Annotated in this window: 27 protein-coding genes; 16 read left to right on the top strand and 11 right to left on the bottom strand. The window is 65.6% G+C overall.

Annotated elements, in window-relative coordinates; all coding sequences use genetic code 11:
- Positions 1 to 7: 7 nt before the first annotated feature.
- Positions 8 to 1036, bottom strand: coding sequence for a thiamine pyrophosphate-dependent dehydrogenase E1 component subunit alpha (locus tag HQ354_RS09445; protein ID WP_308115212.1), 1029 nt, complete (start codon positions 1034 to 1036; stop codon positions 8 to 10).
- A gap of 204 nt (positions 1037 to 1240) precedes the next feature.
- On the opposite strand from HQ354_RS09445, the gene HQ354_RS09450 reads away from it, so the two are divergent.
- Both HQ354_RS09450 and HQ354_RS09455 read left to right on the top strand, forming a co-directional pair.
- Entirely contained in the window at positions 1241 to 2785 is a 1545-nt protein-coding gene (locus HQ354_RS09450; RefSeq protein WP_222635170.1) for an AMP-binding protein, read from the top strand.
- A 23-nt stretch (positions 2786 to 2808) separates the two neighbouring features.
- On the top strand, positions 2809 to 3408 hold the full coding sequence (locus tag HQ354_RS09455; protein ID WP_068428172.1) for a histidine phosphatase family protein: 600 nt from the start codon (positions 2809 to 2811) through the stop codon (positions 3406 to 3408).
- A 12-nt stretch (positions 3409 to 3420) separates the two neighbouring features.
- Here the strand turns inward: HQ354_RS09455 and HQ354_RS09460 are convergent, their stop codons facing one another.
- Both HQ354_RS09460 and HQ354_RS09465 read right to left on the bottom strand, forming a co-directional pair.
- Positions 3421 to 4437, bottom strand: coding sequence for an NADP-dependent oxidoreductase (locus HQ354_RS09460; protein WP_222635169.1), 1017 nt, complete (start codon positions 4435 to 4437; stop codon positions 3421 to 3423).
- Entirely contained in the window at positions 4434 to 6155 is a 1722-nt protein-coding gene (locus HQ354_RS09465) for a PEP-utilizing enzyme (RefSeq protein WP_222635168.1), read from the bottom strand. The genes HQ354_RS09460 and HQ354_RS09465 overlap by 4 nt, the downstream gene beginning before the upstream one ends.
- 159 nt (positions 6156 to 6314) lie before the next feature.
- On the opposite strand from HQ354_RS09465, the gene HQ354_RS09470 reads away from it, so the two are divergent.
- Genes HQ354_RS09470 through HQ354_RS09475 form a run of 3 tightly spaced genes read left to right on the top strand, consistent with a single transcriptional unit; the run spans position 6315 to position 7907 of the window.
- Positions 6315 to 7091, top strand: a complete 777-nt coding sequence (locus HQ354_RS09470; protein WP_222635167.1) for an SDR family NAD(P)-dependent oxidoreductase — start codon at positions 6315 to 6317, stop codon at positions 7089 to 7091.
- 31 nt (positions 7092 to 7122) lie between these two features.
- Positions 7123 to 7344, top strand: coding sequence for a maleylpyruvate isomerase N-terminal domain-containing protein (locus HQ354_RS25540; RefSeq protein ID WP_261768826.1), 222 nt, complete (start codon positions 7123 to 7125; stop codon positions 7342 to 7344).
- A gap of 29 nt (positions 7345 to 7373) precedes the next feature.
- Complete coding sequence (locus HQ354_RS09475; protein WP_261768825.1) at positions 7374 to 7907, top strand: hypothetical protein; 534 nt, start codon at positions 7374 to 7376, stop codon at positions 7905 to 7907.
- Here the strand turns inward: HQ354_RS09475 and HQ354_RS09480 are convergent.
- The 5 genes from HQ354_RS09480 to HQ354_RS09500 form a co-directional block, all read right to left on the bottom strand.
- A complete protein-coding gene (locus HQ354_RS09480; RefSeq protein ID WP_222635166.1) occupies positions 7900 to 8703 on the bottom strand; it encodes a ThuA domain-containing protein in 804 nt (267 codons plus the stop codon). The genes HQ354_RS09475 and HQ354_RS09480 overlap by 8 nt on opposite strands.
- A gap of 16 nt (positions 8704 to 8719) precedes the next feature.
- A complete protein-coding gene (gene lpdA, locus HQ354_RS09485) occupies positions 8720 to 10120 on the bottom strand; it encodes a dihydrolipoyl dehydrogenase (RefSeq protein ID WP_222635165.1) in 1401 nt (466 codons plus the stop codon).
- Between the two features lie 7 nt (positions 10121 to 10127).
- Positions 10128 to 10889: an SDR family NAD(P)-dependent oxidoreductase gene (locus HQ354_RS09490; RefSeq protein WP_068428159.1), complete on the bottom strand. Its 762-nt coding sequence runs from the start codon at positions 10887 to 10889 to the stop codon at positions 10128 to 10130.
- Between the two features lie 69 nt (positions 10890 to 10958).
- The gene (locus HQ354_RS09495; RefSeq protein ID WP_068428156.1) at positions 10959 to 11666 is read right to left on the bottom strand and encodes a histidine phosphatase family protein; all 708 of its coding nucleotides are present in this window, start codon (positions 11664 to 11666) and stop codon (positions 10959 to 10961) included.
- 68 nt (positions 11667 to 11734) lie between these two features.
- A complete protein-coding gene (locus tag HQ354_RS09500; protein ID WP_068428154.1) occupies positions 11735 to 12376 on the bottom strand; it encodes a TetR/AcrR family transcriptional regulator in 642 nt (213 codons plus the stop codon).
- A gap of 136 nt (positions 12377 to 12512) precedes the next feature.
- Between HQ354_RS09500 and HQ354_RS09505 the strand changes: the two genes are divergently transcribed.
- The 4 genes from HQ354_RS09505 to HQ354_RS09520 all read left to right on the top strand — a co-directional run bounded on the left by HQ354_RS09505 (position 12513) and on the right by HQ354_RS09520 (position 15842).
- The gene (locus HQ354_RS09505; RefSeq protein WP_254303563.1) at positions 12513 to 13229 is read left to right on the top strand and encodes a TetR/AcrR family transcriptional regulator; all 717 of its coding nucleotides are present in this window, start codon (positions 12513 to 12515) and stop codon (positions 13227 to 13229) included.
- A 76-nt stretch (positions 13230 to 13305) separates the two neighbouring features.
- Entirely contained in the window at positions 13306 to 14061 is a 756-nt protein-coding gene (locus HQ354_RS09510) for a ThuA domain-containing protein (RefSeq protein WP_222635164.1), read from the top strand.
- Positions 14062 to 14160: 99 nt separating this feature from the next.
- On the top strand, positions 14161 to 14466 hold the full coding sequence (locus HQ354_RS09515; RefSeq protein WP_068428148.1) for a hypothetical protein: 306 nt from the start codon (positions 14161 to 14163) through the stop codon (positions 14464 to 14466).
- Positions 14463 to 15842: an SRPBCC family protein gene (locus HQ354_RS09520; protein ID WP_068428146.1), complete on the top strand. Its 1380-nt coding sequence runs from the start codon at positions 14463 to 14465 to the stop codon at positions 15840 to 15842. The genes HQ354_RS09515 and HQ354_RS09520 overlap by 4 nt, the downstream gene beginning before the upstream one ends.
- Before the next feature lie 191 nt (positions 15843 to 16033).
- Here HQ354_RS09520 and HQ354_RS09525 read toward each other — a convergent pair whose 3' ends face one another.
- Positions 16034 to 16237, bottom strand: coding sequence for a cold-shock protein (locus HQ354_RS09525; protein WP_068428143.1), 204 nt, complete (start codon positions 16235 to 16237; stop codon positions 16034 to 16036).
- A 125-nt stretch (positions 16238 to 16362) separates the two neighbouring features.
- Between HQ354_RS09525 and HQ354_RS09530 the strand changes: the two genes are divergently transcribed.
- Positions 16363 to 17064, top strand: coding sequence for a GNAT family N-acetyltransferase (locus tag HQ354_RS09530; protein WP_167678336.1), 702 nt, complete (start codon positions 16363 to 16365; stop codon positions 17062 to 17064).
- Between the two features lie 4 nt (positions 17065 to 17068).
- Positions 17069 to 18076 carry a glutathione S-transferase family protein gene (locus HQ354_RS09535; RefSeq protein WP_114328494.1) on the top strand — a complete coding sequence of 336 codons (1008 nt, stop codon included), beginning with the start codon at positions 17069 to 17071 and terminating at the stop codon, positions 18074 to 18076.
- Here HQ354_RS09535 and HQ354_RS09540 read toward each other — a convergent pair.
- Together HQ354_RS09540 and HQ354_RS09545 are read right to left on the bottom strand one after the other, a co-directional pair.
- On the bottom strand, positions 18058 to 18450 hold the full coding sequence (locus HQ354_RS09540; RefSeq protein WP_068429050.1) for a VOC family protein: 393 nt from the start codon (positions 18448 to 18450) through the stop codon (positions 18058 to 18060). The genes HQ354_RS09535 and HQ354_RS09540 overlap by 19 nt on opposite strands.
- Positions 18451 to 18470: 20 nt before the next feature.
- On the bottom strand, positions 18471 to 19289 hold the full coding sequence (locus HQ354_RS09545; protein WP_222635163.1) for an AraC family transcriptional regulator: 819 nt from the start codon (positions 19287 to 19289) through the stop codon (positions 18471 to 18473).
- An 84-nt stretch (positions 19290 to 19373) separates the two neighbouring features.
- Here HQ354_RS09545 and HQ354_RS09550 point away from each other — a divergent pair, with 84 nt between their 5' ends.
- From HQ354_RS09550 to HQ354_RS09570, 5 genes are read left to right on the top strand one after another with little or no spacing between them, the layout of a single operon-like run.
- A complete protein-coding gene (locus HQ354_RS09550; protein WP_068428138.1) occupies positions 19374 to 20090 on the top strand; it encodes a hypothetical protein in 717 nt (238 codons plus the stop codon).
- A gap of 34 nt (positions 20091 to 20124) precedes the next feature.
- Entirely contained in the window at positions 20125 to 20970 is an 846-nt protein-coding gene (locus HQ354_RS09555; RefSeq protein WP_222635162.1) for an LLM class F420-dependent oxidoreductase, read from the top strand.
- A 38-nt stretch (positions 20971 to 21008) separates the two neighbouring features.
- On the top strand, positions 21009 to 22031 hold the full coding sequence (locus HQ354_RS09560) for an ABC transporter ATP-binding protein (protein WP_222635161.1): 1023 nt from the start codon (positions 21009 to 21011) through the stop codon (positions 22029 to 22031).
- Positions 22028 to 22786, top strand: coding sequence for a hypothetical protein (locus tag HQ354_RS09565; RefSeq protein WP_222635160.1), 759 nt, complete (start codon positions 22028 to 22030; stop codon positions 22784 to 22786). Before HQ354_RS09560 ends, HQ354_RS09565 begins: the two co-directional genes overlap by 4 nt.
- 33 nt (positions 22787 to 22819) lie before the next feature.
- On the top strand, positions 22820 to 26644 hold the full coding sequence (locus HQ354_RS09570) for an ABC transporter ATP-binding protein (protein ID WP_222635159.1): 3825 nt from the start codon (positions 22820 to 22822) through the stop codon (positions 26642 to 26644).
- Positions 26645 to 26728: the final 84 nt, after the last annotated feature.

Consider the following 26728-nt stretch of genomic DNA (forward strand, 5'->3'; position numbering starts at 1 on the left):
TTTCGGGTCAGTCGCTGTAGACATTGAGTGCGAAGTCGGCCACGTCCGGGAACGGACTGGCCTCGGCGAAGGCAACGGATTCGGCGATGTCGGCATCGACCTCGGCCCAGTCCGTCGCGAACTCGGCCTCGGTCACGATGCCTTCCGCCACGGCGCGGGCCTCGAGCAGCTTGATCGCGTCCTTCTCACGCCAGGCCGCGACCTCTTCCTGCGTTCGATAGGTCTTGCGCAGACCTTTCACTCCCTGGTGGTCGTAGTACCGGTACGTCTTTGCCTCGACGAGCGTCGGACCGCCTCCGGCGCGAGCGCGTTCGACCGCGCGCCCGACGGCGGCGCGGACGGCGATCGCATCCATGCCGTCACAGATCTCGCTGGGAAACCCGTACGCGGCCGCACGGTCTGCGACGTTCTCGAGCTTCATGTGATCGCGCAGCGCGGTGAACTCGGCGTAGCCGTTGTTCTCGCAGACGAACACGACCGGGAGTTCCAGGATGCCCGCCATGTTCGCGGCCTCGTGGAACGCGCCGATGTTGCTGGCGCCGTCGCCGAAGAACGGAATCGCCACGGAGTCCTCGCCGCGGTATTTCGCTGCGAACGCGGCTCCGACCGCGATCGGAATACCGCCACCGACGATGCCGTTGGCGCCGAGCATGCCGATCGACAGGTCGTTGATGTGCATCGATCCGCCGCGGCCCTTGCAGTACCCGTCGACGCGTCCGAACAACTCCGCGAACATCTGACGGAACTGTGCACCTTTGGCGACGGCATGGCCGTGCCCGCGGTGCGTCGACGAAATCTGATCGGAGTCGCGCAGATTGCTCATCGCGCCCGCCGCGACGGCCTCCTGCCCGACGTACAGGTGAAGGAAGCCGGGGAGCTTGCCGCCCTCCATGAGCCGGCCCGCCTCGGTCTCGAACTGTCGGATGCGGACCATGCGCCTGTGCAGGTCCAGCACCACCTCTTTGCTCGGCGTCGGATCGTCGGAGCCGACCGGCTCCACGGCCTCGTGGCCGGCGTTGGTCGCGGTTGCGGTCACCACGTGCACCTCATTCTGGCTCTCGGAGCGAGTTTGTTGATTCCACGTTCAGTATCACCGACAGAGTAGCCCAGTGTAAGTAGAATCACTATCGAGTTAGTTGCTCGGTTCTTCTCACACCTCTTACTTGACTTGACGTTCAGTAAATCGCACGATGAGCGCGAGCACGCGCACTTTCGACGACCTACCTGTGGAGGACGGCAGATGCTCGACCGCATACGAGATCGCGCGACCGAGGACCCGAACGGTCTCGCCCTGGTCGACGACCGTCGCACCATGACGTGGGCGGAGGTCGTGACCAGCCTCGACGCCCTTGCGGAGCGGTTCGTCGACGTCGCCCCACGGCCGGACGATCGCATCGCCGTGGTCGGCGAGAACACCATCGAGACTCTGCTGACGCACGTCGCGTGCATCGGGGCAGGAGTGGGGACCGTTGCTGTGTCACGGCAGCTCAAGTCGAACGAGATGGCCGATCAGTTGGTCGATTCGGGGAGCGTCGCCGTCGTGACGGGCCCGGTCGGTCTGGAGTCCGCGACGGGCGCCGCGAACGAGTCCGGATCGAAGACGGTCGTGGTTCACGGTCACACTGCGGTACCCGGCACCGTGGCGTGGGCCGACTTCGTTCGGCCGGCGGACGGACGCATTTCGGCGGCGCCCGAATCCCGTCCGGCACGGCCGCCGCTGGTCTACACGTCCGGCACCACCGGTAGGGCACGGGGTACCCAGGTGCGATGGTTGCCTCACTCCGTCGACACCGCCCGCGAGTTCGCCGACGCGGTGTCCGCGCGTTCCGGCTACCCCGACGGCGTGCACCTCGTCGTCGGGCCGCTGCAACACAACGGGCCGTTGACGTCGGTGCGTCACCTGCTGTCCGGTCGGCCCGTGGTGATCATGGGCCGGTTCGACGCCGAACGCACGCTGGCAGCCATCGAGTCTCACTCGGTGACGTCGACGCTGATGGTTCCCACCCACTTTCAGCGGCTGTTGGCCCTCCCCCACGACGTACGATCGCGGTACGACACGACGAGCTTGAAGTACGTGGCGCACACGGGATCTGCGTGCCCACCCGACGTGAAGCGGTCGATGATCGACTGGTTCGGCCCCGTTCTGATCGAGTCCTACGGCGGGAGCGAGATCGGTACCGTCTGCAGAATCGACTCGACCGAATGGCTCGAACATCCGCGTTCGGTGGGGAGGGCCATACCGCCGTTCGACGCCGTCGTGGTCGGATCCGACGGCACGGAACTGGGCCGCGGCGAGGTCGGAGTCCTGGGGTTCCGAACGCCGCCCGAACGTCGCATCGAGTATCACGCGGATCCCGAGAAGACCGCAGCGGCGTACATCCTCCCGAACGTCGCCACACTCGGCGACGTCGGTTACGTGGACGACGACGGATACGTGTTCATCACGGACCGTGTCGCCGACATGGTCGTCTCCGGCGGCGTCAACCTGTATCCCGCGGAGAGCGAACGCGTGCTGTCGACCCATCCGGACGTCGCCGAGGTCGCCGTGATCGGGGTCCCCGACGACGACCTGGGCGAAGCGCTTCTGGCGCTCGTAGTTCCCTGCACCGACAGCGACGTGGATGTCGACGATCTCGCACAGTTCGCCAAGAGGTCGATGGCGTCCTACAAATGCCCGAAGAAGTACGTCGTCGTCGACGAACTGACGCGCAACGCCATGGGCAAGCTGGACAAGAAAGCGCTGAGAGCACCGTTCTGGAGCACCGCTCGCACCATTGCAGGCTGACGCCCGCCACACGAAAGGCACCCATGATCGAAGTACTGTTCGTCCGGCACGGCCAGCCCGTCTCGCGAGTACGAAATCCGTCGCTCGCGCCCGAGGGAATCGCCGATGCCCGTCGACTCGCCACGTGGTTGCGTCACGAACAGATCGACGCCGTGGTCTCGAGTCCGTTGGTGCGCGCCCGCGAGACTGCAGACGAACTTGCCGCAGGCATGGGCCGCAGCGTCGACCTCGTGCTGGAGGACCTCCGGGAGTGGGACGACGACATCGATCCCGAGCACTACATGGCCGTCGAGGACATGGCGTCCGACGACCCACGCCTCACTGCCGTCACGACGGGCAATTTCGAGGCATACGTCCCTGGCCTCGATCTCCCGAAGTTCAGGGCGAGGGCACGGTCAGGACTCGAGCAGATCTTCGACCGCTACCCGTCCGGACGCGTCGTCGCGGTTGCGCACGGCGGAGTGATCAATGCAGCGGTAGCCGACGTTCTGGACATGCCGAAGACGTTCTGGCACAACCCCGCCTACACCTCGGTGGCCCGCGTGCAGAAGTTGGATTCGGGCGTGGTCGTGGTGGCGTCGATCAACGACACCGCACACTTGCGTGGCACGGTGAACGCCTGACGGACTCCGCCGTCACGACAGCCGGACGAGGGCCTTGCCGACGTTGCCGCCTTCCAGCATGGACAGGAATGCGTCGACCGCGTTGTCCAGGCCGTCGTGCACCGTCGATTCCGCGACGAGAGCGCCCGACGACAGCCAGTCGGTCACACGGTTCTCGAACTCCACACGAAGGTCTTCGTGATCGCGAACGATGAACCCGCGAATCGTGATTCGCTTCAGGATCGCGTTCATCAAATGATCGATGGGAGGACTGTCCGGTCCACCGTTCGAGATCATGCCGCACAGTGCGACCCGTCCACGCTGCCGTAGCGACGACAACGCGGCAACCAGGTGATCACCGCCGACGTTGTCGAAGTACAGGTCGATACCCTTCGGCGCAGCTGCGCGGAGAGCCGACCCGATCGGTCCGTCTCGATAATCGATACCCACGTCGAAGCCGAAGCGATCGGTCAACATCGCTGCCTTGTCCGGTCCCCCAGCGCTACCGATGACGTTCGACGCACCGAGCAACCTGGCGAACTGTCCAGCAGCGCTGCCGACCGCGCCGGCCGCAGCAGACACGAAAACGGTGTCACCGTCGTGCATTTCGCCCGCTCGAACGAGTCCGCAGTATGCGGTGAAACCCGTCTGCCCGAGAATGCCGAGCCAGTGATGGAGCTCGATTCCGCGCGGGTCGATCACCGTGGCGCCCGCGAGGTCGACGACAGCGTGTTCTCTCCACCCGAGTCGGTGTCGCACGTACGAGCCGGCCGGGACCTCGTCGGTGCCCTCGACGACCACGCCGAGTGCCGATCCGTCGAGCGGTGCATCGACGACGAAGTTACTGGTGTAGTGCATCGCCGACGTACCCAGCCTGCCCCGCATCGACGGATCCACGCTCGTGAACACGTTGCGGACCAGAACCTGTCCCGGGCCGGGCCGGGGCAATGCCAGCTCTCGAACTTCGAAGTGCTCGGGCCGAGGGCGGTTCGGCGTCGGCCGTTCGCTCAGGAATACGGCGCGGGTCGTGCTCGCGACACCCGTGGTCATGGCAGCTCCACGATCGTCACGGTGCCCCTCGATCCGTCGATCTCGACCAGCGCACCGTCGGGAATGCGGCGCGTGGCTCCCGGAACACCTGCCGCACAGGGGATCCCGAGCTCGCGACTGACGATCATCGCGTGAGAACCCATGGCGCCGACGTCGGTGACCGCTCCTGCGGACACCATGAACAACGGCGTCCACGAGGGGTCCGTCTGCGGAGCGACCAGAACCTCCCCGACCTGGAACTCGCCGAGATCCGCCATCGACGTGACCACGCGTGTACGGCCCCGGACGACGCCCGACGACGCACCCGACCCCTGCAGGACGTCTCCGACCTCGACGGGCTCCACAGCCGTCTCTCCCCGACGGGCCAGCGTCGACAGTGCAGGCAACGGTTCACGAGTGTCGAGGAACGTCGGCAGCTCGAGCCCGAACAGCTGTTTCCACTCGCGGTGACGCTCTGCCAGGGTCGCCTTCAACGAGTGCGGCGCACTGGCGAGAACGTCGAGTTCCTCGTCCACGGCCATGAAGACGTGGTCCGCCGACTCCAGATCACCGTCCGCGTACAGACGGCGCCCCAGCTCGACCAGCGGAACCCGCGCCTCGTGAAGCACCTTGATGCAGTTGGTCTTCGCGCGCTCACGCCACGCCGAGAACCGTCGCGCCGACGCAAGCGCCGTCATGAGCGTCGCGCGCCCGTCGTCATCCGTGACCGCGGCGCGTGCCAGCTCGAGCGCCTCCGCCGAGTCCGACGCGTGATCCGACGAGCGGACCGTCGGCGACGCCGAATCGTCCTGCAGTCGCAGGCGGTCGACCAGGCCCAGGACGAGTTCGGGATGCGTTTCCCACGACGGAGAGCCGAGGTCCCATTCGTTGGGACCTCGATAGCCGTAGTCGAGCAGAAAACGCTCGAGAGTGGCGTCGAACTTGCTGTCGATGCCCGAGACGGACGCGTCGGCACCCCCGGTGCGGGCATCGAAGGCGTCCATCAATTCGGTGTTGCTCCGGACGAGCCGACTCAGTTCCCACAACGCGTACGACGGCACTGCCGAATCGACATCGCCCGCCGCCCCGACCAACGACACGATCAGGTCTTGTCGGTCGGCGCCGAGAAGTTGACCGAGAACGGCCGGGCCGACGGCAGCGCCGTTGGTCGCGATCACCTCGCCGCGCCATGCCACCCGCTCCAGCGGCATCACCGATCGTGCGCGCGCGACGAGAGCTGCAGGCGTCAGAGCCGTGAGGTCGGGCCGCTCGGCGCGAAGCCGATCTGCGAGCACCCGGTCTTCTTCCAACTCGGGAAACGTCTCGGTCGACAGGACCCAGGCGTTGCGTGCCGTCAATCGCTCGGTGGCGTCGGCGTTCTCGTCGTCCGGATGCCCGACGTACGCGGGAATGTTCGGATCCCCGCCGTAGAAGAGCTGGTCGACGAGCTCGACCGGGAGTCCGCCGCGGATGCCCACCAACCGGGACATCGACAGGTTGATGTACAGGTGTCCGTAGAAGATCCCGGACGACGCGGCCACGTCGGGCTTCTCGGCCAGCGAGTAGCTGCCGAGGCTGGCGTAACCGAAGTTCCATCCGGGCAGAATGTTCTGGATCCACCCGAGGTCGGCCCCGAGTGGCGTGATGGGATCGGACAACACGTCACTGGCATTGAGACGTGTGTACACCGGAAGTCTCGTGCTGGGAACGGTATCGACCAACCAACCCTGTTCGGCCACTGCGCTTCTCGTCTCTGTCGTCACCGGATGCGGTGGAACCAGTTTCTAGACATCGAATTCACAAAAGACTGTGATGCACGACACTCTACATGTAAGACTGCACTCGGAAGCAAGTTACTTCCCGAATTCCCCGACCGAATCCGTAGAGGGAGACCTTCGATGAAACTGCAGGACAAAGTTGTCGCCATCACCGGCGGAACCCAGGGCATCGGTCGCGGAATCGCCGCCGCCGCGCTTGCAGAAGGAGCCACGGTGTCACTCAACGGCCGTTCGAAGGAGAAAGGCGACAAAGCGCTCGCCGACTTCGGAGTCGGCGAGCGTGCCGCGTTCTTCGCGGGCGACGTCACGTCCCAAGCGGACGTCGAGGACTTCATCGAGCAGACCGTCGCCACCTTCGGCCGCATCGACGTCCTCGTGAACAACGCAGGCGGTGCACGAGATCTGCAGCCGACAGCGCAACTCAGCGACGAGGAGTGGACGCTCGTCATGAACTGGAACCTCAACTCCAACTTCTGGGCCACGCGTCGCGCGCTGCAACACATGCTGCCGCGCAAGTACGGACGCATCATCAACATCTCGTCCGTCGAGGGCAAGCACGGCAAACCCGTGTTCACCGCCTACGTCGCAGCCAAGCACGCGATCAACGGCATGACGAAGTCGATCGCCCGCGAGGTGGGCATCGAAGGCATCACCGTCAACTCGATCTGTCCGGGTCTCGTCATCACCGACATCATCAAGAACAACGGTCCGGACACGGCGAAAGCCATGGGTTTGACGTTCGACGAGATGGTCGCGATGTTCGCCGAGGAATCGTCGATCAAACGTCCCAACACCGTGGAAGAGGTCGCGGCGATGGCGATGCTTCTCGCGTCCGACGCCGGTGCGGGGATCACCGGGGCGATCCTCTCGGTCGACGGCGGCACGGCGTCGTACTGAGCGACGACGCCGACGAACGGGAAGGATTTCGATGAGCACATCCGGCCTGGAAGCCAGCCGCGAACTCGCCGAACGATATTCGGTGGTCGTCCGCAGCCTCACACCCGACGAGTGGTCGGCGCCCAGTCGGTGCGCCGGCTGGTCCGTCAAGGACCTCGTCGCCCACACCGGTTCGAACTTCGCGGCGTTGACCGACCCGACCCGGCGGTACCGCCGCCGATCACTGCCGAGGAATTGCAGAACCGACTCGTAGACGCGCGGCGTGACCGGACGTACACGCAGGTGGCGGACGAGTTCCTCGCCCATCTCGACGGTGCGGTCGGTGTGCTCGGGGCGATGCAGCGAGACGATCTCGCGGAGCAGCCCATGGTGCTGACCGACCTGGGAACCTACCGCACCCATCAGCTGTCGGACGCCTTCGCATTCGACATGTGGTGCCACATGTACGTGGATCTACTCGGTCCCGACGGTCCGGTGGTGCGTCCGATTCCCGACCCGGAGGACGATCTGGTTCGCGTCGCGGTCGAGTGGATGTGGACGGGCCTGCCTCAGATGTGTACGCCGGTATCGGCCGTGCTCGACCGTCCGATCGGAGTGAAGTTGACCGGCGCCGGAGGCGGCGAGTGGACACTCGTTCCCGGTTCCGAACTCCTGACCGTGGAGACGGGTCTTTCTCGAACGGACACCGTGATCACCTCGCGCGCAACGGACTTCGTTCTGTGGGGTACCACCAGAAGCTCGTGGCGGGATCACGTGTCGATCGACGGCGACAGATCCTACGCAGAGAAAATTCTGGACACGGTCGACATCATCTGACCTGTCCGGCCGACGCGGGTCGTGGCGCCGTCATCTCACCGGAGACGGCCCACGACACGCATCGCGAGAGAATCTCTCGGTACTGCGGGACGACCCAACTTCCCCGATCGACTCGGCCCAGGTCGTCGATGCCCAGATCCTGCACGTCGAATCGCCCGCGGCAGTGTCCCAAGGTGAAGTAACAGACCGTACCCCTACCGTGATCCTTGGTGTAGAGCACCGGCCGCGGCTCGTCCACCGTGGTGTGCCCCTCCTCGAATCCCGTGGACTCCCCGACGAATCGTGTATGTGCGAGAACACGAATCGGCGGATGCAGCTCGCTGACGTACAGCTCGTCGACGGCATCGAACGGGCCGATACCGGCCACGAGCGGATGCTCCGGTTCCGTGATCTCGACCCGGTACGGCGCGATCGGCGGATGCCCGAGGAACTGGCTCCCCAACACTGCGGGAAGTACCCCGAGCGTTCGAGGTGTGACGTACTTGCTCGGCGAACCGGCCGGAGTTCGTTCGATTGCCGAATTGGTTCCGTGCAGAGCCAACCAACGGCCTCCGCGAGAAACGAAGTCGACGAGCGTCTTCTGCTGCGTCGCGTCGGGAATTCGGTTGCAGGTATACGTGATCAGCACATCTGCCGCAGCCAGGGCATCAGCGCAGTCGTAGTCCTCGAACACCCTGGTGCGCACGTTCTCGTACCGGGCCAGTTCCGACAGCAATTCCACACGCGCATAGTCGAAGTCGTGCCACTGCCCGCCGCACACCAACACCGCGTCGATCCGACCTGCCGGTCCCGACATCGTTCCTCCTGTGGCTTCAATCGTGCGCGTGCAACGCCTTGCCCGCGAGGGCGAGGTGCGCTTCACCCAGCGCCTCTGCCTGCGTGGGATGTGCATGGACGTGCTGAGCGACGTCGCCTGCCGTGGCTTCCCAGTTGTAGATGAGCTGCGCCTCTCCGATCAGCTCACCGACGCGAGCACCGACCAGGTGTATGCCGACGACCGGTCCGTCGTCGCCCGCACGAACGAGCTTGACACCGCCGGAGGTGCGCAGGATGCGGCTCTTACCGTTTCCACCGAGGTCGTACACCACAGTCGACACGTCCGAGTACTGCTCGCGCGCCTCGGCCTCGGTCAGTCCGACCGACGCCACTTCCGGGTTCGAGTACGTCACCCGCGGAATACCCTTGTCGTTCACGGGCATACAGTCGAGCCCGGCCAGCTGTTCTGCCACGAGAATTCCCTGAGCGAATCCCCGATGGGCCAGCTGTGGTCCGGCCACGATGTCTCCGACGGCGAAGACCCCGGGCACGGACGTCTGCAGCCACTCGTCGGTGACCACGAACCCGCGATCGAGGTCGATTCCAGCTTCGACGAAACCCATGCCGTCGGTGCGGGGACCTCGTCCGACGGCGACGAGCAGCAGGTCGGCGTCGAGACGGCTTCCGTCCGCCATCTCCAGATCGACCCCGCCGCCCGAACGCTGTGCCGCACTCGCGAAGGAACTTCCGGTGCGCAGCGTCAGACCACGCTTGCGGAATGCTCGTTCGACCTGCTTCGACACCCACACGTCTTCCGTGGGCAGCAGGCGAGGGGCGGCCTCGACGATCGTCACGTCGGCACCGAGCGACGACCACACACTCGCGAATTCACATCCGATGACCCCACCGCCGAGCACGATGACGCGGCCGGGCACGTCGCCCAGCTGGAGTGCGCCGTCACTCGTCACGACCGACCCACCGATGTCCAGGCCGGGCAAGGACTTCGACTGCGAGCCCGTCGCGAGCACGAGCGCGTCGCCGCGGTAGGTGCTGGTGCCGCCGCCGTCGTGCGTCACTTCCACGGTACGTTCGCCGACGACACGCCCGTGCCCGACGACGACGTCGATGGACCGCGACGCGATCAAGCCCTGCAGACCGCGGTACAAGCCGGCGATCACGTCGTCCTTGTAGCCGTTCACCGCGCTCATGTCGACACCGTGGAGAGTCGCCTTGATCCCGAAACTCGTTGCTTCCTTGACGGAATCGGCGATCTCGGCGGCGTGCAGCAGCGCTTTCGTCGGAATGCACCCGTTGTGCAGACAGGTACCCCCGAGCTTGCCCGCCTCGATCAGGACGACCGACATTCCGAGCTGCGCGGCGCGAAGCGCACACGCGTACCCTCCCGATCCGCCGCCCAGAATCACCACGTCCGCGGCGGTGGTCACGTCGTCACCCATCGCGAACTCAGAAATCGAAGCGGTTGGTGAACCCGCCGTCGACCACCAGATTGGTCCCGGTGATATGCCCGGCTGCGGGCGATGCCAGGAAGGACACCGCGTTCGCGACGTCCTCGGCGGCACCGAGCTTACCCAGAGACGCGGACGCGAGCGCAGCCTCGTACAAGGCCGGGCGGCTGCTCTGAATGGTGTCCCACGCCCCGCCCTCGAAGAAGATCGGACCGGGCGACACTGCGTTGACTCGGATTCCCTTCGGACCGAGCGCTCGGGCCTGAGCCGACGAGTGTTGCAGCACAGCTGCTTTGAGCGCACCGTAACTGTTGGCCGTCGTGATCGGCCCGGCTTCGAGAGCGGACGTGGTACTGATGGTGACCACCGACGCGGCGTCGCTCGTCTCGAGGTGCGGCGTCGCCGCCTCGATGAAGTTGACCAGACTCATCAGGTCGACGTTGAAGCTGTTCAGCCAAGCCTGCGGGCCCTTGCCGGTGGCTGCGGAGGCGTTCACGACGACGATGTCGATTCCGCCCAGCGCTGCCGCGGCGTCGTCCACGAACGACGCGACGGCAGCGGCGTCGCCGACATCGACCGCCTTGTGGAAAACCGTTCCAGCCCCGGACAATTCGGCGGCGACGTCGGAAAGGTGTTCTTCTCCGCGCGCGCAGATTCCGACCGACGCACCTTCGGCAAGCAAAGTGCGTGCGATCGACAGGCCGATTCCACGGCTCGCGCCGCTGACGAGCGCTCGTTTTCCGGCGAGACCGAGATCCATGTGATGACTCCTTGGCTGCTGTGGGCGCTGGGCGCCGGTGTCGAAAGTTCGTGTGCGGTGTTGCGGCGGTTACTGATTCATGATTCCGACATGGGTCTGGAAGTCGAGCACGTGCGTGAAGTCGTTGACCGACTGGACGGCGCGACGAGTGTCGGCGCCGCGAACGACGCTCAACGACGTGTGGTGGACCCGCACCGGCATGTCGAGACCGCTGCCGAGCGCGTGGGCGAGCACCGCGTTGATGACGCCTCCGTGACACGTCACCACGACACGTTCACCGAGGTGATCGTCCACGATCGTTTCCACGACGCCGAGCACACGCTCGCGGAACGCCTGGGCGTCCTCGGCGTACGGGAAGACCTCGTACCGCCGCGTTCGAATGTGGTCACGGAATATCGCGGCGATCTCGTCGTGCGGCAGGACCTCGAACGGGGATCGGTCGGCCGGAAATCTCTGCCACGCTTCGTATTCCACGAGTTCGGAGCGGACGAACGGGGTCAGCCCGTGACGTTCCGCAATCGCGGTTCCGGTGCGCAGTGCACGACTCAACGGTGAACTGTAGACGGCGTCCACACGGGCTGCAGCCAATCGCTCGGCCACGGCGTCGACCTGACGCTCACCGAGCTCGGACAGCGGCGGGTCGACGGTCTCGCCTGCGCTGAGATCCTTGCTCAACTTCTGCTCGCCGTGACGCACGAGCACCAGCTCGCACAGACCGTTCAACGGGGCGAACGGGTTGTCGAGGTCGATGGACCGAGCGCGCGGCTGACTGAGCATGGTCCGAGTCAACCACAAACTATCGTCGGTCTAAAGATACTTGGGAGAAATTTTCTTCGCAGGCCCCGTCACAGGCTTGCGATGTCGGCCGCCACGTCGCGCACTTCGTCCGAGAACCGTCTGCGCCCGAGGTTGGCCAGTACCGCGTCCTCGGTGAGCCAGGACGACATCGACACTTCCAACAGACTCGACAACGCGGTCGCGGCTGCAGCCTGTTTCGCCCGAACCGTGATCCCGTGCCGGGTGCGCAGTTCCGCCATGAACAAATTCAGCACAGCCAAACGAACACTCCGACGAAGAGACTCGATGGACAAGCTCCACCCGGGTGAGTGCACGAAGTACACGAGCGACGCCGGGCGATGTTGATCCGTCCATTCGAGCAGCCCGACGATGACGTCGCCCAGAGAAGCCGAGTCGTCGCTGTCGATCCGACGGCGTAATTCGTCGAGCAGACCCTCCGAATACAGGCGAAGCCCACCGAGAAGGACGTCGTCCTTCGACGGGTAGTGGTAGTAGACAGCGGCGGAGGTCATCTGTGCCTCGGCAGCGATGTCGGCCACCGTCACGTCCTCGATGGACCGCACCGAATACAGATGCATGGCAGCGTCGATCACCATCTCGCGACGCGACGGCCGGTGGGCGGCACGTTTGACGCTCCCGTCCTCCGAGGCCTTACCGGTGCTCCTCGCCGTCCCCTTCTTGCCTGTCATGACCTAGATCATGACAGGCAGGGTGTCGGCCCGGCGGTGGGCGACCCGCTTCTCGTCGCGAACAGGTCGCCCGACCCGTGGACGTGGTGTGTGAGGATGGACCCACCCGAGGGGCCGACGAGAACGGGAGCACGCTGTGGCGCGACGGAAAGCTGTCGACGAGGATCTCGCGACGCAGGTCGACGACGAATTCGGCGACGAACCGATGCCTGCCGACCCCGCGCCTGCTGCATCGACCAAGAATTCCGCCCATCGGCCGTCCCGTCGGCATCTCATCGTCCAGGCCGCCGTTCGAGTGTTCTCGACGAAAGGGTTCGCCGAGGCGTCGATCCAGGAGATCGCCGAAGCAGCAGGCATGGTGGCGACCGCGGTCTACTACCACTTCTCGAGCAAGGAAGAACTGTTCGAGAGCGCTCTCGGCTACGCGATGGACGCGAGCTCGGCCGCCGCACAGAACACCAGGCCCGACGACGTGGACGCCGACGCGGACTCGTTCCGTGCCGTCATCGATGCGGTGTGGGACTGGACCGCGGAACATCCGAACGCGTCGCGCATGCTGTTTCTCCAGATCGCGGGCGGAGCCACTCCCGGGACACGCCTGCTGACCAAGGAGTACATGGAGCGCCATATCCGACGGGCGTTCGACTACTTCCCCGCCGTCGAGATCCCGTCGAACAAGCGGGCAGCGGCCGCCCAGCAGGCCGCGCGATCGTTGCGAGTTCGGACGATGATCGGAACCACGATCGCCATTCAGCCTCTGCGCATCGAGGGCGGGCCACTGTCGAACATCTCCACACCGCGTCTGCGCGCCGCGATCAACGACGTGTGTTCGAAGATGATCGTGGGTCGCTGAAACAGCCGCTCACGTCGGCGCATTCGAGTAACTTGACTGCAACCACAGTTGTTCTGTCGAGTTCTGGAGTGTGTCCATGCGCATCGCCGCATTCACCGGAGGCCATTCGTTCGACCGCGACGCCTTCGCTGCCCTGCTGGAGTCTCTGCCCGGTGACGTCACCTGGTTCGAACATGCCGACGTCGCCCTCGGGCCCACCGAGCTGACGACTTTCGACGTCTGCCTCCACTACGACATGCCGGGGACGCTGCCCGAACCGTCCGATCCCCCCGCTGCGTTACGCGACGCGATCGCGTCGGCACCGACGACGGGACTGGGATACGTGGTCCTGCACCACGCCATCGCGTCGTGGGCGACCTGGGAGGGGTGGTCGGAATTCGTGGGGGGCAAATATCTCTATCGACCGGGCGTCGTTCGCGGAATCGACGAACCCGATTCCGGCTACCGACTCGACGTACCCCAACGAATTTCGGTTGCGGATGCGTCGCACCCGGTCGTCGAGGGAATCCCCCCGACCTTCGACATCGTCGACGAGACGTACCTCTGCCAGGTGTTCGAGGACGACGTGACGCCCCTGCTGCGTAGTGACGCCGAGATGACCGACGCCGTGCACTGGTCCACCGCCCTCGCCATGGCCGGCAGGCGCGGTGAACGCGAGGGGTGGCATCACGAGCCCGGCTCGTCGCTGTGCGGGTGGACGAAAACCAATGGTCGAAGCCGTCTGGCCTACCTGCAGCCCGGAGACTCGGCGGCCACCCTCGGCGATCCGGTGTACCGGCGCCTGGTGGCAGGCGCCGTGCGCTGGGCCGCTCGACCGCAGGGCTTTATGTAGTCCAATTCAAGAAATATGTGTCTGCCGTCACGTGCCACTGTTACAGTAAGTGCATTCGACGTTAAGTAAGGCCTCAGCCCCGCTTCAAGGAGAACCGCGATGCGACAGATCAAGCATCCGATGAGCCACGCGATCTACGAATTCGACGACGATTTCAACGTCTTGGTGACCACTCGCGACGGACGAACCGGAACGTTCGACCCCGAGGGCAGGTACCTGCACGGTGAGGTGAAAGCCGTCGATCCCGAACTGGCGCGCTGGGTGGGACTCGGTCCGCGAGAACCTATTCCGATCACCCAGAACCGGCGCTTCATGGGAGCCGCGAAGCTACTGGAGAAGATGCAAGCCGACAAACTCGCCGAGGAAGCCCGCGCCGCGGCGCTGGACAAAGGAGGCAAGCTGTGACCGATATCGAGGATCGCCCGCCGTCGGGGACCGACGACGGATTCATCGAGAACGGAATGGGCTACCAACGCCTTCTCGACACCGACACCCACCCGGTTCCGCCCATCCTGCGCGAAGAAAGCCACGACCTCTACGAGGACCAGAATTTCGTACCGGTCTCGCGCTACATCAGCCGCAGATATCACGAGCTCGAACGAGACCGCGTGTGGTACAAGGTGTGGCAGATGGCGTGCCGCGAGGAGGAGATTCCCGAGCCCGGCGACACACTCGTCTACGAGATCTGCGAGAAGTCCATCCTCATCGTGCGCGGCAAGGACATGAGCATCCGCGCGTTCTACAACTCGTGCCTGCACCGCGGACGAACGCTACGCGAGGAGGCCGGACCTGCAGGTAACGAAATACGTTGTCCCTTCCACGGTTTCGCGTGGAACTTCGACGGGACCCTGAAGTCGATGACGTGCGCCTGGGACTTTCCACAGGTCGATCAGGGGAAGATGGACCTTCCGCAGGTGAAGGTCGGCACCTGGGGCGGCTTCGTGTTCATCAACATGGACCCCGAATCCGAATCGCTCGACAGCTTTCTCGGGGATCTCGGTAAGCACTTCGAGGCGTGGCCACTCGAGGATCGGTACATCCAAGCCCACGTCGCTCAGGTCATCCAAGCGAACTGGAAGATCGCGCAGGAGGCGTTCTCCGAAGCGTTTCACGTGATCACGACGCATCCACAACGCGTCGTCGGGACCGGGGACTCCAACAGCCAGTACGACAGCTGGGGAAACTTCAACCGCGGCATCACTGCCAACGGAGTCCCGAGCCCCCACATCAACTTCGTCCCCACCGAGCAGGAAATGTTCGACTCGATGGTCGACGCCCGTATCGACGAAGATCCCATGGTGACGCTTCCGGACGGCGTGACCGCTCGCGAGATGTCGGGCATGCTGGCCCGCGAAGGACTGCGCGATGTCATCGGAGATGTCAAGGCGGACAACATGTCCGACGCCGAGTCACTCGACAGCATCTATTACACGGTGTTCCCGAACTTTCATCCGTGGGGCGCCTACCAGCGAATCGTGTACCGGTTTCGGCCCAACGGCGACGACCACGAAACGTCGATCATGGACGTATACCTCCTCGGGCCGTTCAAGGGTGAACGGCCGAAGCCGGCCAAGACCCAATGGCTCGACCCCGACCAATCATGGTTGGAGGCAACGATTCTCGGAAGTTCGGCCCGGGTGTTCGACCAGGATGCCTACAACATGCCGAAGGTCCAGCGAGGGCTGAAGACGACGCAGGCGAAGACGATCCCCCTCGCCCGGTACCAGGAATTGAAGATCAGACACATTCATCACCTTCTCGCGGAGTGGATCGGCGAGTAGGCGCCTTCGGCGCACGTGCGCGCGAATGTATAGCCCTCTATACATTCGCGCGCACGTGCGGCGACGCCGTCTAACGAACGAGAGGCCGGACACTCGGAGATCTCTCTCCGTGTGTCCGGCCTCTCGTCACCGGTAGTGGGACAGCGTAGAGCCGTCAGCAAAATCCGGGTTTGGCGATCCCTGAAAGGGGATCAGATAGCGCGAACGCCCGTTGCCTGGGGGCCCTTCTGACCCTGGCCGACCTCGAACTCCACGCGCTGACCCTCGTCGAGCGTCTTGAAGCCAGTTCCCTGGATCTCGGAGTAGTGAACGAACACGTCAGGTCCGCCACCGTCCTGCTCGATGAAGCCGAAGCCCTTTTCGCCGTTGAACCACTTAACACTGCCCTGCGTCATACCGTAAACCTTCTGTAGCGAGCTGGACCTTCACGTCGAAGCTCCAATCTCATCCGTGATCATGCCATTGTTCTGAGTCATGCGAAACGTCGGGGGCGAAAAAACTTCGAGATAGCGTGGACCCGGTGGATTCGCATCATCACGACATCATCCGCCTTGCATGGTCCAGACACCTGGGGCTCGCCGACTCTGCGCTGCGTGACGGACGCCGTCACACCCTCGTCGTCCCGGAGGCGACGTCGGTCACATTTCTTCGTCTCGGCGACGCCACTGCCCTGGTCGGGCCGGAAGCAGCTGTCTCCGAGGCGTCCGACAGGTCGGACGACGAGCTTGCCCGACGCGGCACCCTGGCGTCGTCGTGCGAGGCACCCGGCCGGACGCACGGGCCGGTCGTGCTGTCGTTCGCGGGCGACATCGGTACCGAGCTGGATCGACACGACCCGCTGATCTCCCACGACCTCGGCCACGTGCTCGACCTCGAAGGCCGATGCGCACCCGACGACGTCATCGCCGCCGATCTGACCCGCAAGCGATCCTGGTTCACTCTGCTCGACGACGACAGGCCCGCAGAATCCGCCGCGCCACTCGCTGCGGCCGCGTATCTCGAATGGGAGGGCGTACTCGCGGACGTCGGCGTGTTGACGGCACCGACGGCGCGCCGCCGCGGCAACGCTCAGGTGGTGGCTCGTCTTGCGACGAACGACGCGTTCGACGAGGGCATGATTCCGCAATGGCGATGCGACGTGGAGAACACGACGGCCCGTCGCCTCGGCGCGAGGCTCGGGTACGAAGAGTGGGGCGTGCTCGTGTCGGTCGACGTACGTTGAATTCATGAGCTACGTCGAGAACGGCAAGGAATTCGTACGCGACACCAACTACATCGAAACCCGCATCACCGCGGACGGCCGCGACGGGTATCCCGTCGAAGCGGGCCGCTACCGCCTCGTCGCGGCACGGGCATGCCCGTGGGCGCATCGATCCATCATCGTGCGTCGCCTGCTCGGGCTCGAGGACGCCATCTCCCTGGCCATCCCTGGCCCGACGCACGACCAACGCAGCTGGAACTTCGATGAGGAACCGGGTGGCGTCGACTCGGTCCTGAAGATTCCGCGACTGCAGGACGCCTACTTCGCCCGTTTCCCCGATTACCCGCGTGGCATCACGGTGCCCGCGATCGTCGAGATCTCGACCGGCCAGGTCGTCACGAACAACTACCCGCAGATCACGTTGGATTTCTCCACCGAATGGACGCAGTACCACCGCGACGGTGCACCCGATCTGTACCCCGAGGCGCTGCGCAGCGAGATCGACGACGTGGCCCAGCGCGTGTTCACCGAGGTCAACAACGGTGTCTACCGGTGCGGCTTCGCCGGATCGCAGGAGGCGTACGACAAGGCATACGACCGCCTGTTCGACGCCTTGGACTGGCTCGCAGGCCGCCTCAGCGACCAGCGATACCTCGTCGGCGACACGATCACCGAAGCAGACGTACGTCTGTTCACGACACTCGTGCGTTTCGACGCCGTCTACCACGGTCACTTCAAGTGCAATCGCAGCAAGCTCAGCGAGATCCCGACGCTGTGGAACTACGCCCGCGACCTGTTCCAGACCCCGGGCTTCGGTGACACCGTCGACTTCGACCACATCAAGCGGCACTACTACGTCGTGCACAGCGACATCAACCCGACCGGCGTCGTACCGAAGGGGCCCGAGCTGCACGGGTGGCTCGAGCCCCACGGCCGCGAATCACTCGGCGGACGCCCGTTCGGCGACGGCACCGCGCCGCATCCACCCAGTAAGGACGAGCAGGTCCCGGCGGATCACTGGGTGCCGGCGTAGGTGCCGAAGCTCCACGTGATGCCCTCGGGATCGCGGCACGTGAATCCGCGGCTGCCGTAATCCTCTTCTTTCATCGGACGGGTCACCCGGGCACCGGCTCGGGTGACCCGTTCGAGTACGGCGTCGGGGTCGGCCGTGACGACGTAGACGTTCCCGACGCCCGGATCGAGCGGAGAGTCGTCGCGTGCGCTTCCGAGCATGACGCCGCCGCCTTCCGGCCACCTGAGCTCGGCATGCTCGACGACGTCACCGTCGCCGTACACGGCCGCCTCGGTGAAGCCGAACACATCGACGAGGAAGCGGATGGCGGCACGCGCGTCCGCGTAGGCGAAGCACGGCCAGATTGCGGTTGCGGTACCTGTTTCCTGTGTCATGACTGCGATCCTTCCCCCGGTCACCCGTCCTCGTCTTGGACGAATGAGAACTTCTCGTCCCGACGCCACTGCGACGGCGAGACGCCCGCGAGATCGCGCCATTCGCGGGCCATGTGTGCCTGGTCGTAGTAGCCGCATGAAGCCGCGATGTCGGACAGACGAGGCACGGCGGGTCGTTTCATCAGGCGGTGCGAGCGGTGGAAGCGGGCGATTCTCGCCGCATCCTTGGGCGAGATCCCGAACTCCGCGGCGAACCTACCGACCAGGTGTCTGCGGCTCCACCCGATGTTCGACGCGACCTCGCCGACGCGCGCCGCGCCGCCCGCGTCGACCAGTTGTCGCCAGGCCTCGCGCAGCGTCGGATCGATCTGCTGCTCGGTCGGCGACCGACCCAGGATCTCGTCGACGACGTCGAACCTGTCCATCCAATCGGAGGCGTCGCTGACCCGATCGAGCAACTCGTCGGCGTCTCGGCCGAGAACGTCGGACAGGTCGACCATCCAGTCGCCCAGCGCAGCAGTCGGAACGCCGAACAGCGATCGCGCACCCGACGGGGTCAAGGACAGCTGGATACCGTGCTGATTGCCGTCGTGCGCGATCGTCACGGGCTCCGCGGAGATGCCACTGGCCAGCGTTTCGAACGAGCAGGCACCCTGTCGTGGGGAGTCCGCGATCTGCAGCTTGTCCCCGATCGACACGATCACCGTCAGATACGGGCTCGGCATACCGATGTGCTGCCCGGGCTCGTATCCGGACAAGCGATAGCCGTCGTAGGCGCGCACGTACGGACGCAACCTCGTGCTCGCTGCTCGACGCGCGCCGTCGGACACGGCATTCATGCGTTCAGGGTAGAACCGACACCGAACGGGTACCAGCGGTTCGGTGCCGACAACCGGCACCGAAGGGATCGAACGGAGCGGGGCGTGGCGAGCAAGAAGAACGACCAGGTCGACGTCATCAAGGAGGGCGGACGCGTCGAGAAGGCCCTCGTCGGCATCCTCGACAACGCCAGCCGCCTCCAGGGACCGGCCGTCGAGAAGTACGTGGCGCACATGCGTCGTCAACACCCGAACGACACCCCCGCGCAGCTGATCGAACGCCTCGAGAACCGTTTCCTGCTCGCGGTGACCGGCAGCGGCAGTGCCGTCGGCGGCGCGGCGGCAGTTCCGGCGATCGGCACGATCGCATCGCTGACAGCGGTCGGTGCGGAGACGGCGTTCTTCATCGAGTCGTCGGCGCTGCTCACCCTGTCGGTCGCGTCGGTGCACGGCATTCCCGTCCACGACCACCAGCAACGACGCGCCCTCGTGCTCGCGGTCGCGCTGGGCGAATCCGGAATGCAGATCGTGCAGAAGACCGTCGGCACGTCGGCGAAGAACTGGGGAACGCTCGTCACGTCTCGCATTCCGGGTGGCGCGATGGCGAACATGAACCGGTCGCTCGTGAAGAAGTTCGTCTCGAAGTACCTCGCGAAACGGAGTGCCCTGCTGTTCGGCAAGCTGCTTCCCGCCGGAATCGGGGCGGTCATCGGCGGCGCAGGCAATCGTGCGATCGGCAAGGGCGTCATCCGTAATGCCCGGGACGCGTTCGGTCCCCCGCCTGCCGCCTGGCCGGAAAGCCGCATCATCGAGCCCGACTGAAATGTTTCGACCCGAAGCGAACGTTGGAGGGAACATGACGATCACCGACACACCCGAACTCGGCAGGCTCGGCATCTGGAGACACTTCTCGGGGATACCGCCTGAGCTCGCCAAGCAGATCGAAAGCAACGGTTACGGCACGATCTGGCTCGGGGGGTCGCCTCCCGCCGATCTCGAGTCGGCCGAAGAAGTGCTCGACGCGACCGAGTCCATCGTCGTCGCGACCGGCATCGTCAACATCTGGTCGGCCGACGCAGCCGAGGTGGCCGAGTCGTATCAGCGCATCGAGAAGAAGCACCCCGGACGGTTCCTGCTCGGCATCGGCGCGGGACATCCCGAGGCAACGCAGGAGTACACGAAGCCGTACGACGCTCTCGTGACGTACCTCGACACGCTCGACGAGGGCGGCGTCCCGGAGAGCCGACGCGTTCTCGCAGCGCTCGGACCGAAGGTGCTGAAGCTGTCCGCTGACCGGGCCGCGGGCGCACACCCCTATCTGACGCCACCCGAACACACCGCCGAGGCACGCGCGATCCTCGGACCGGACAAGGTGCTGGCACCGGAACACAAAGTCGTCCTGGAGACGGACCCGGTGAAGGGCCGCGAGATCGGTCGGCCGCCGGTGAACAACCCGTACCTGCAGCTGCGGAACTACGTCAACAATCTGAAGCGCCTCGGGTACACGGACGAGGAAATCGGTGACGGTGGAAGCGATCGACTGATCGACGCCCTCGTCGCGCACGGTGACGCCGCGTCCATTGCCCGACGTCTGCACGAGCACATCGACGCAGGCGCATCACACGTCACCGTGCACGCGCTGCCGGACCACGCGGACCCGGCGGTCACCTACCGCGAGGTAGCGGCGGCGTTCCTGGGCTGACACCCATCCGTCGGAACGAAGCCGTACTGTCTTGACGCATGACGTACGGCTTCGCTGTCAGTGCGCTCGAAGCGCAGGGTCTGACCAAGTTCTTCGGGGCGGTCCGCGCGGTGTCGGACCTCAGCTTCTCCGTGCCGCGCGGATCGATCACCGGGTTCCTCGGGCCCAACGGTTCGGGCAAGACGACGACCCTGCGCATGCTGCTCGGTCTCGTACGGCCCACCGCAGGTGCGTCGTACGTGGCGGGCGTTCCGTTCTCCGAGCTGACGCACCCGGCGCGCGCAGTGGGCGCCGTTCTCGATTCGCGCAGCCTGCATCCCAAGCGAACGGCACGCGGACATCTGCGCATCTACTGTTCGGCCGTCGGTGTTCCGGATGCGCGAGCCGACGAGATGCTGGGCCTCGTCGGGCTGTCCGACGTCGGTGACCGTCAGGTCGGCGGCTTCTCGCTCGGCATGCGACAACGGCTGACATTGGCCACCGCGCTGCTCGGTGACCCGGAGATTCTCGTTCTCGACGAGCCCGCCAACGGCCTCGATCCAGAAGGTATCGCGTGGCTTCGCGACTTTCTGAAGTCCTACGCGGCCGGTGGCCGTACCGTTCTGATCTCGTCGCATCTGCTGCGTGAGGTCGAAGCGACGGTCGACCATCTGGTCATCGTCAGCGCCGGATCGCTCATGTATCAGGGCACCGTCGAGCAACTGCGCGCGTCGCGGCCGAGCCGAACACTCGTCGCCGTCTCCGACCCTGCCGCGCTGGCGTTGGCACTCGCGTCGAACGGAGTCACCAACGCACAACTGCTCCCCGACGGCAGGCTCGGCGTCGCAGGCAGCGACACCGACACGATCGTCCGAATCGCCGCCGACGCCGGCCTGACGGTGTTCGGCACCGTATACGAGCACGTCGATCTCGAGCACGTGTTCCTGTCGATGACCGCAGGTCAGTACGCGAGCGCCCCGGTCGGACCGATGCAGCGGGGCTACCCGGCACCGCATCACGGACCCGGCTACGGACCTCCACCGAACCACGCGTCGTCGCCCTGGAACGGAGGCCGTTCATGACACTGCTGACCGCGGAACTCCGCAAGGTCACCACGCTGAAGTTCTGGTGGCTGTTGGCTCTGCCGCCGATCGTCGTGGGCATCTTCGCCAGCGCCATCTCGTCGGCGATCTCCGAAAGCGTGAGCGACCTCGACATCGAGGGCGGTTTCGCGATCTTCGGCCTGTACGCGGCGCTCGGCGTCGCAATGGTGTTCGCGGCCGTCTTCGCCGCGGTCAACGGCGGCACCGAGTTCCGGCACGACACGATCACGACGTCGTTCCTCACCTCCCGTGGACGCGACCGGGTGATCCTCACGAAAATCCTCGTCACCGCGTTGTTCGCTCTCGGATACGGGCTCGCGGTCGAGATCGGAAGCATCGTCTGCCTGCTGCTCTTCTCCCCCACCACCTTCACCTTGAACGCGCACGTGATCGGTGTCGTCGTCGCCGGGTTGTTCGCCGTCGTCGCGTGGGCGGTCATCGGCATCGGCCTCGGATTGCTGTTCGGTTCACCGACGTGGTCCGCGATCGTCGTCGTCGCATGGTTTCCGATGGGCGAGACGATGCTGGTCTCGATACTTGCCGGACTCGGGATCCCGAACGGCTCGCTGCTGACCCCCGCGGCATCGTCGCTCGCGACGGTCACCGTGGGCGACACCGACGACGCTCCGTTCCTGATGTCGTGGCCGTGGGCGCCCGTCGTGCTGGCTCTGTGGGCGATCGGACTCGCTGCCGCGGGGTGGTGGCGCACCCGACAGCGCGACATCGTCCAGTAACGCTGTCGGTGGCTCGGTCTACCTTTGAGAGCGATGCCAAGGAACGGTAACGACCTACGCGCTGCAGACAGACCGATCGGCTGGATTCGCCGGCTCGGTGCGCAGTGCTGGCTACACCGGAAAACCGCGATCGGCGCCCTGGCGGTCACGATGATCGCCGCTGCCATCGACATCTCGTTCCCCCTGCTGACACGGGTCGCGGTCGACGACGCGGCCGCAGGCGACAACAGCACGATCGTCGTGGTCGCCGCGGCCATCGCTGCACTCGGTGTCGTTCGATTCGGTTGTCAGTTCGGACGTCGGTTCCTCGCCGGCCGACTGTCGATCGACGTGCAACACGACCTGAGGCTGGGCCTTCTCGCATCGCTGCAACGACTGGACGGCCGTGGCCAGGACGACATTCGCACCGGTCAGGTCGTGTCCCGGTCCATCACCGACCTGCAACTCGTGCAGGGCCTGCTCGCGATGGTGCCGCTGTCCGCGGGTGCGCTGCTGCAGTTCTTCCTCGCGCTGGGCGTCATGACGTATCTGTCGCCGCTGCTGACGGTCGTCGCGCTGCTGATCGTGCCCGGAGTGGCCTTCGTCGTGTACCGAATCCGGCCCACTCTGTTCGCGGCCACCTGGTCCGCGCAACAGCGAGCAGCCGATCTCGCGCAGCACGTCGAGGAGACGGTCACCGGTGTGCGCGTCGTGAAGGGGTTCGGCCAGGAATCTCGGTCCGTCGACCGTCTCGAGAGTCTCGGCCGAACGCTGTTCGCCGAGCGAATGCGGTCGGCGAAGATCAACTCACGATTCGCACCGTCGATGGCGGCGATCCCGCAGCTCGGACTCGTCGGCGTCATCGCGCTCGGCGGCTACCTCGCGCTGCACGGCCACATCACGATCGGCACGTTCCTTGCGTTCGCGACCTACGTGGCGACGCTGTCGGCCATCACTCGGACGCTGTCGTCCGTCGTCGTCATGGCCCAGCTGTCGCGCGCGGCGGTCGAGCGCGTGTACGAGGTCGTCGACACCGAGCCGTCCGTACCCGAGCCGTCGCATCCCCGACGCCTCCCCGACGGTCCCCTCGGTATCGACCTCGCCGGTGTGACGTTCGGATTCGATCCGCAGCGCGACGTCCTGCAGAAGCTGGATCTCACGGTCGCGCCGGGAGAGAGCGTCGCCGTCGTCGGACATGCGGGTTCGGGCAAGACGGCACTGTCTCTGCTTCTCCCTCGCTTCTACAGCCCGGAATTCGGGTCGGTCGCGCTCACGTCCGACGGCGAGAGGTTCGACGTCGGCGAGATCAGCGCCGAGCAGCTACGCGGAGCCGTCGGGCTCGTGTTCGACGAGCCCTTCCTGTTCTCCGACACGATCGCCGCGAACATCGCGCTGGGCAGGCCCGACGCGTCGGCAGAAGAGATCGAGCGAGCAGCCGTTCTCGCCGAGGCACACGACTTCGTCGTCGAACTGCCCGAGGGCTACGACTCCACCGTCGGCGAGCGTGGCCTGACGCTGTCCGGTGGTCAGCGCCAACGCATCGCGCTCGCGAGGGCTCTGCTGACCGATCCACGCGTCCTGGTTCTGGACGACGCCACCTCCGCCGTCGACGCCGCGACCGAGGCGAAGATCTTCGACGCACTGCGCGCTCAGCGCGACAGGACGACCGTCATCCTCGCGCATCGTCGCTCGACGCTGTCGCTCGCCGATCGCGTCGCGGTGCTCGACGACGGCCGCATCATCGACACGGGAACCGTCGACGAGCTCGACGAGCGGTGTCCTCTGTTCCGAGCACTCCTCGCCGGCGGCGAGTCCGACGACCCCGTGTACGACGAGGACGCCGCGTGCCGCGGATGCGAGCCGAGCGAGGAGACGCTGTGGCCCGCAGTCACACCGTCCGGATCTGCCCGTACACCGGGCGCCACCGCACCGGGCCGGGGCGGTGGGGGTGCACCCGGCCGGGGTGGCGGGGGTGCAACAGGAGCTCTCGGCAACGTCGCGTCGACGCCCGAGCTGCAGAAGGCCGTCGACGCTCTTCCTCCGGCGACCGAGGGCCCGGCGACCGGCGGGCCCGCACTGCGCACCGCCGATCCGCACTTCCGACTCTCACGCCTGCTGAAGCCCGTGCGGTGGCTTCTGACGTTCGTCGTCGTCCTGCTCGCGCTGGATTCGCTGTCGTCGATCGCGTTCCCGTCGATCGTGCGGTACGCCGTCGACTCCGGCGTCGCCCGGGGCGACTCCGGCGCACTGTGGGTGGCCACCGGAGTAGGCGTCGTGCTGGCCGTCGTGGGGTGGTTCGTCATCTGCGCGACGACCGTCGTCACGGCCCGCGCGGGCGAACGCGTGCTGTTCGGTCTTCGCGTGCGTAGCTACGCGCACATCCAGCGTCTCGGCCTCGACTACTACGAACGCGAACTGTCCGGTCGCATCATGACGCGCATGACCACCGACGTCGACGCGCTGTCCTCGTTCATCCAGACAGGCGCGTCGACCGCCGTGGTCAGCCTGATCACCGTCCTCGGCATCTCGGCCGCGTTGCTGATCACCGATCCGACTCTCGGGCTCGTCGCGCTCGCCGTGGTCCCGCCGCTGATCGTGGCCATCCTCGTCTTCCGCAAGGTCTCCTCGGCGGCGTATTCGGCATCCCGTGAGCGCATCTCGGCGGTCAACGCGGATTTCCAGGAGAACATCGCGGGTCTGCGCTCGGCGCAGGCGTACCGGCGCGAGGAGTTCGCCGCCGAACGATTCTCCGAACGTGCCGACCGCTACCGCCGCAGCCGTATGCGCTCCCAACGCGCGATTTCGGTTTTCTTCCCGTTCATCACGTTCCTCTCCGATCTCGCGCTGGCGCTCGTCGTCCTCGTCGGCGCGCATCAGGTCGCGACCGGGGCAACCTCGGCAGGCACGCTCGTCGCGTTCGTGCTGTACCTCGGGTTGCTGTTCGGGCCCATCCAGCAGCTTTCCCAGGTGTTCGACGGCTACCAGCAGGCCAGTGTCGGCGTCCGCCGCATCGGTGATCTTCTGCGCACTCCGAGTTCGATCGAGACCGCGTCGTCGGGTGACGTCGTCGAAATCGAGAACGGGCATCTCCGCAGTGACATTCGTCTCGACGACGTGGGCTTCCGCTATGGCGGTGCGGACACCGAGGCGCTGCGTGAGGTCAATCTCACAATCGAGCACGGTACGACCGTCGCGCTCGTCGGACAGACCGGCGCGGGCAAGTCGACGGTCGTCAAACTGCTCGCCCGGTTCTACGATCCGACGTCCGGATCGGTCCGCGTCGGAGGCACGGATCTTCGGCGCTATCGGCTCGCCGAATACCGAAGCAGGCTGGGCGTCGTGCCGCAGGAAGCGCACCTGTTCACCGGAGACGTCGCGAGCAACATCGCCTACGGAAAGCCCGACGCGAGCCGCGAGCAAATCGAGTCCGCGGCACGAGCCGTAGGCGCGCTCGACACCATCGCTGCACTTCCGAGCGGTATGCACCAGCCCGTCGGCGAGCGAGGGCAAGGTCTGTCGGCCGGGCAGAGGCAACTGATCGCCCTGGCCCGAGCGGAACTCGTCGACCCGGATCTGCTGCTCCTCGACGAAGCGACGGCCACCCTCGACCCGGCCACCGAACGCAAGGTCCTCGCCGCGAGCACTGCCGTCGCACGCAAGCGCACGGCGGTCGTCGTCGCACACCGACTGGCCACCGCGGCACGGGCGGATCTGATCGTCGTCGTCGACGCAGGCCGGATCGTGGAGGTCGGCACACACGCGGATCTGCGGGCCCGAGAGGGCCACTACGCGCGGCTGTGGGATGCGGCCGAAACACGCGGCGGGAATAATCCGATACACCAAGGAGTCGTCAGCAGAGAAGCCGACAGTTACTCGTGAGTACATACCACAGCTATGTCCCGGACGGCGGTAACTCACCGACGAGGTCTAGCCTGGACAAGTACGCGCGCTGATCGGGAACGA

It is taken from the genome of Rhodococcus sp. BP-261, from assembly GCF_019835205.1.
GTDB lineage: Bacteria > Actinomycetota > Actinomycetes > Mycobacteriales > Mycobacteriaceae > Rhodococcoides > Rhodococcoides kyotonensis_B.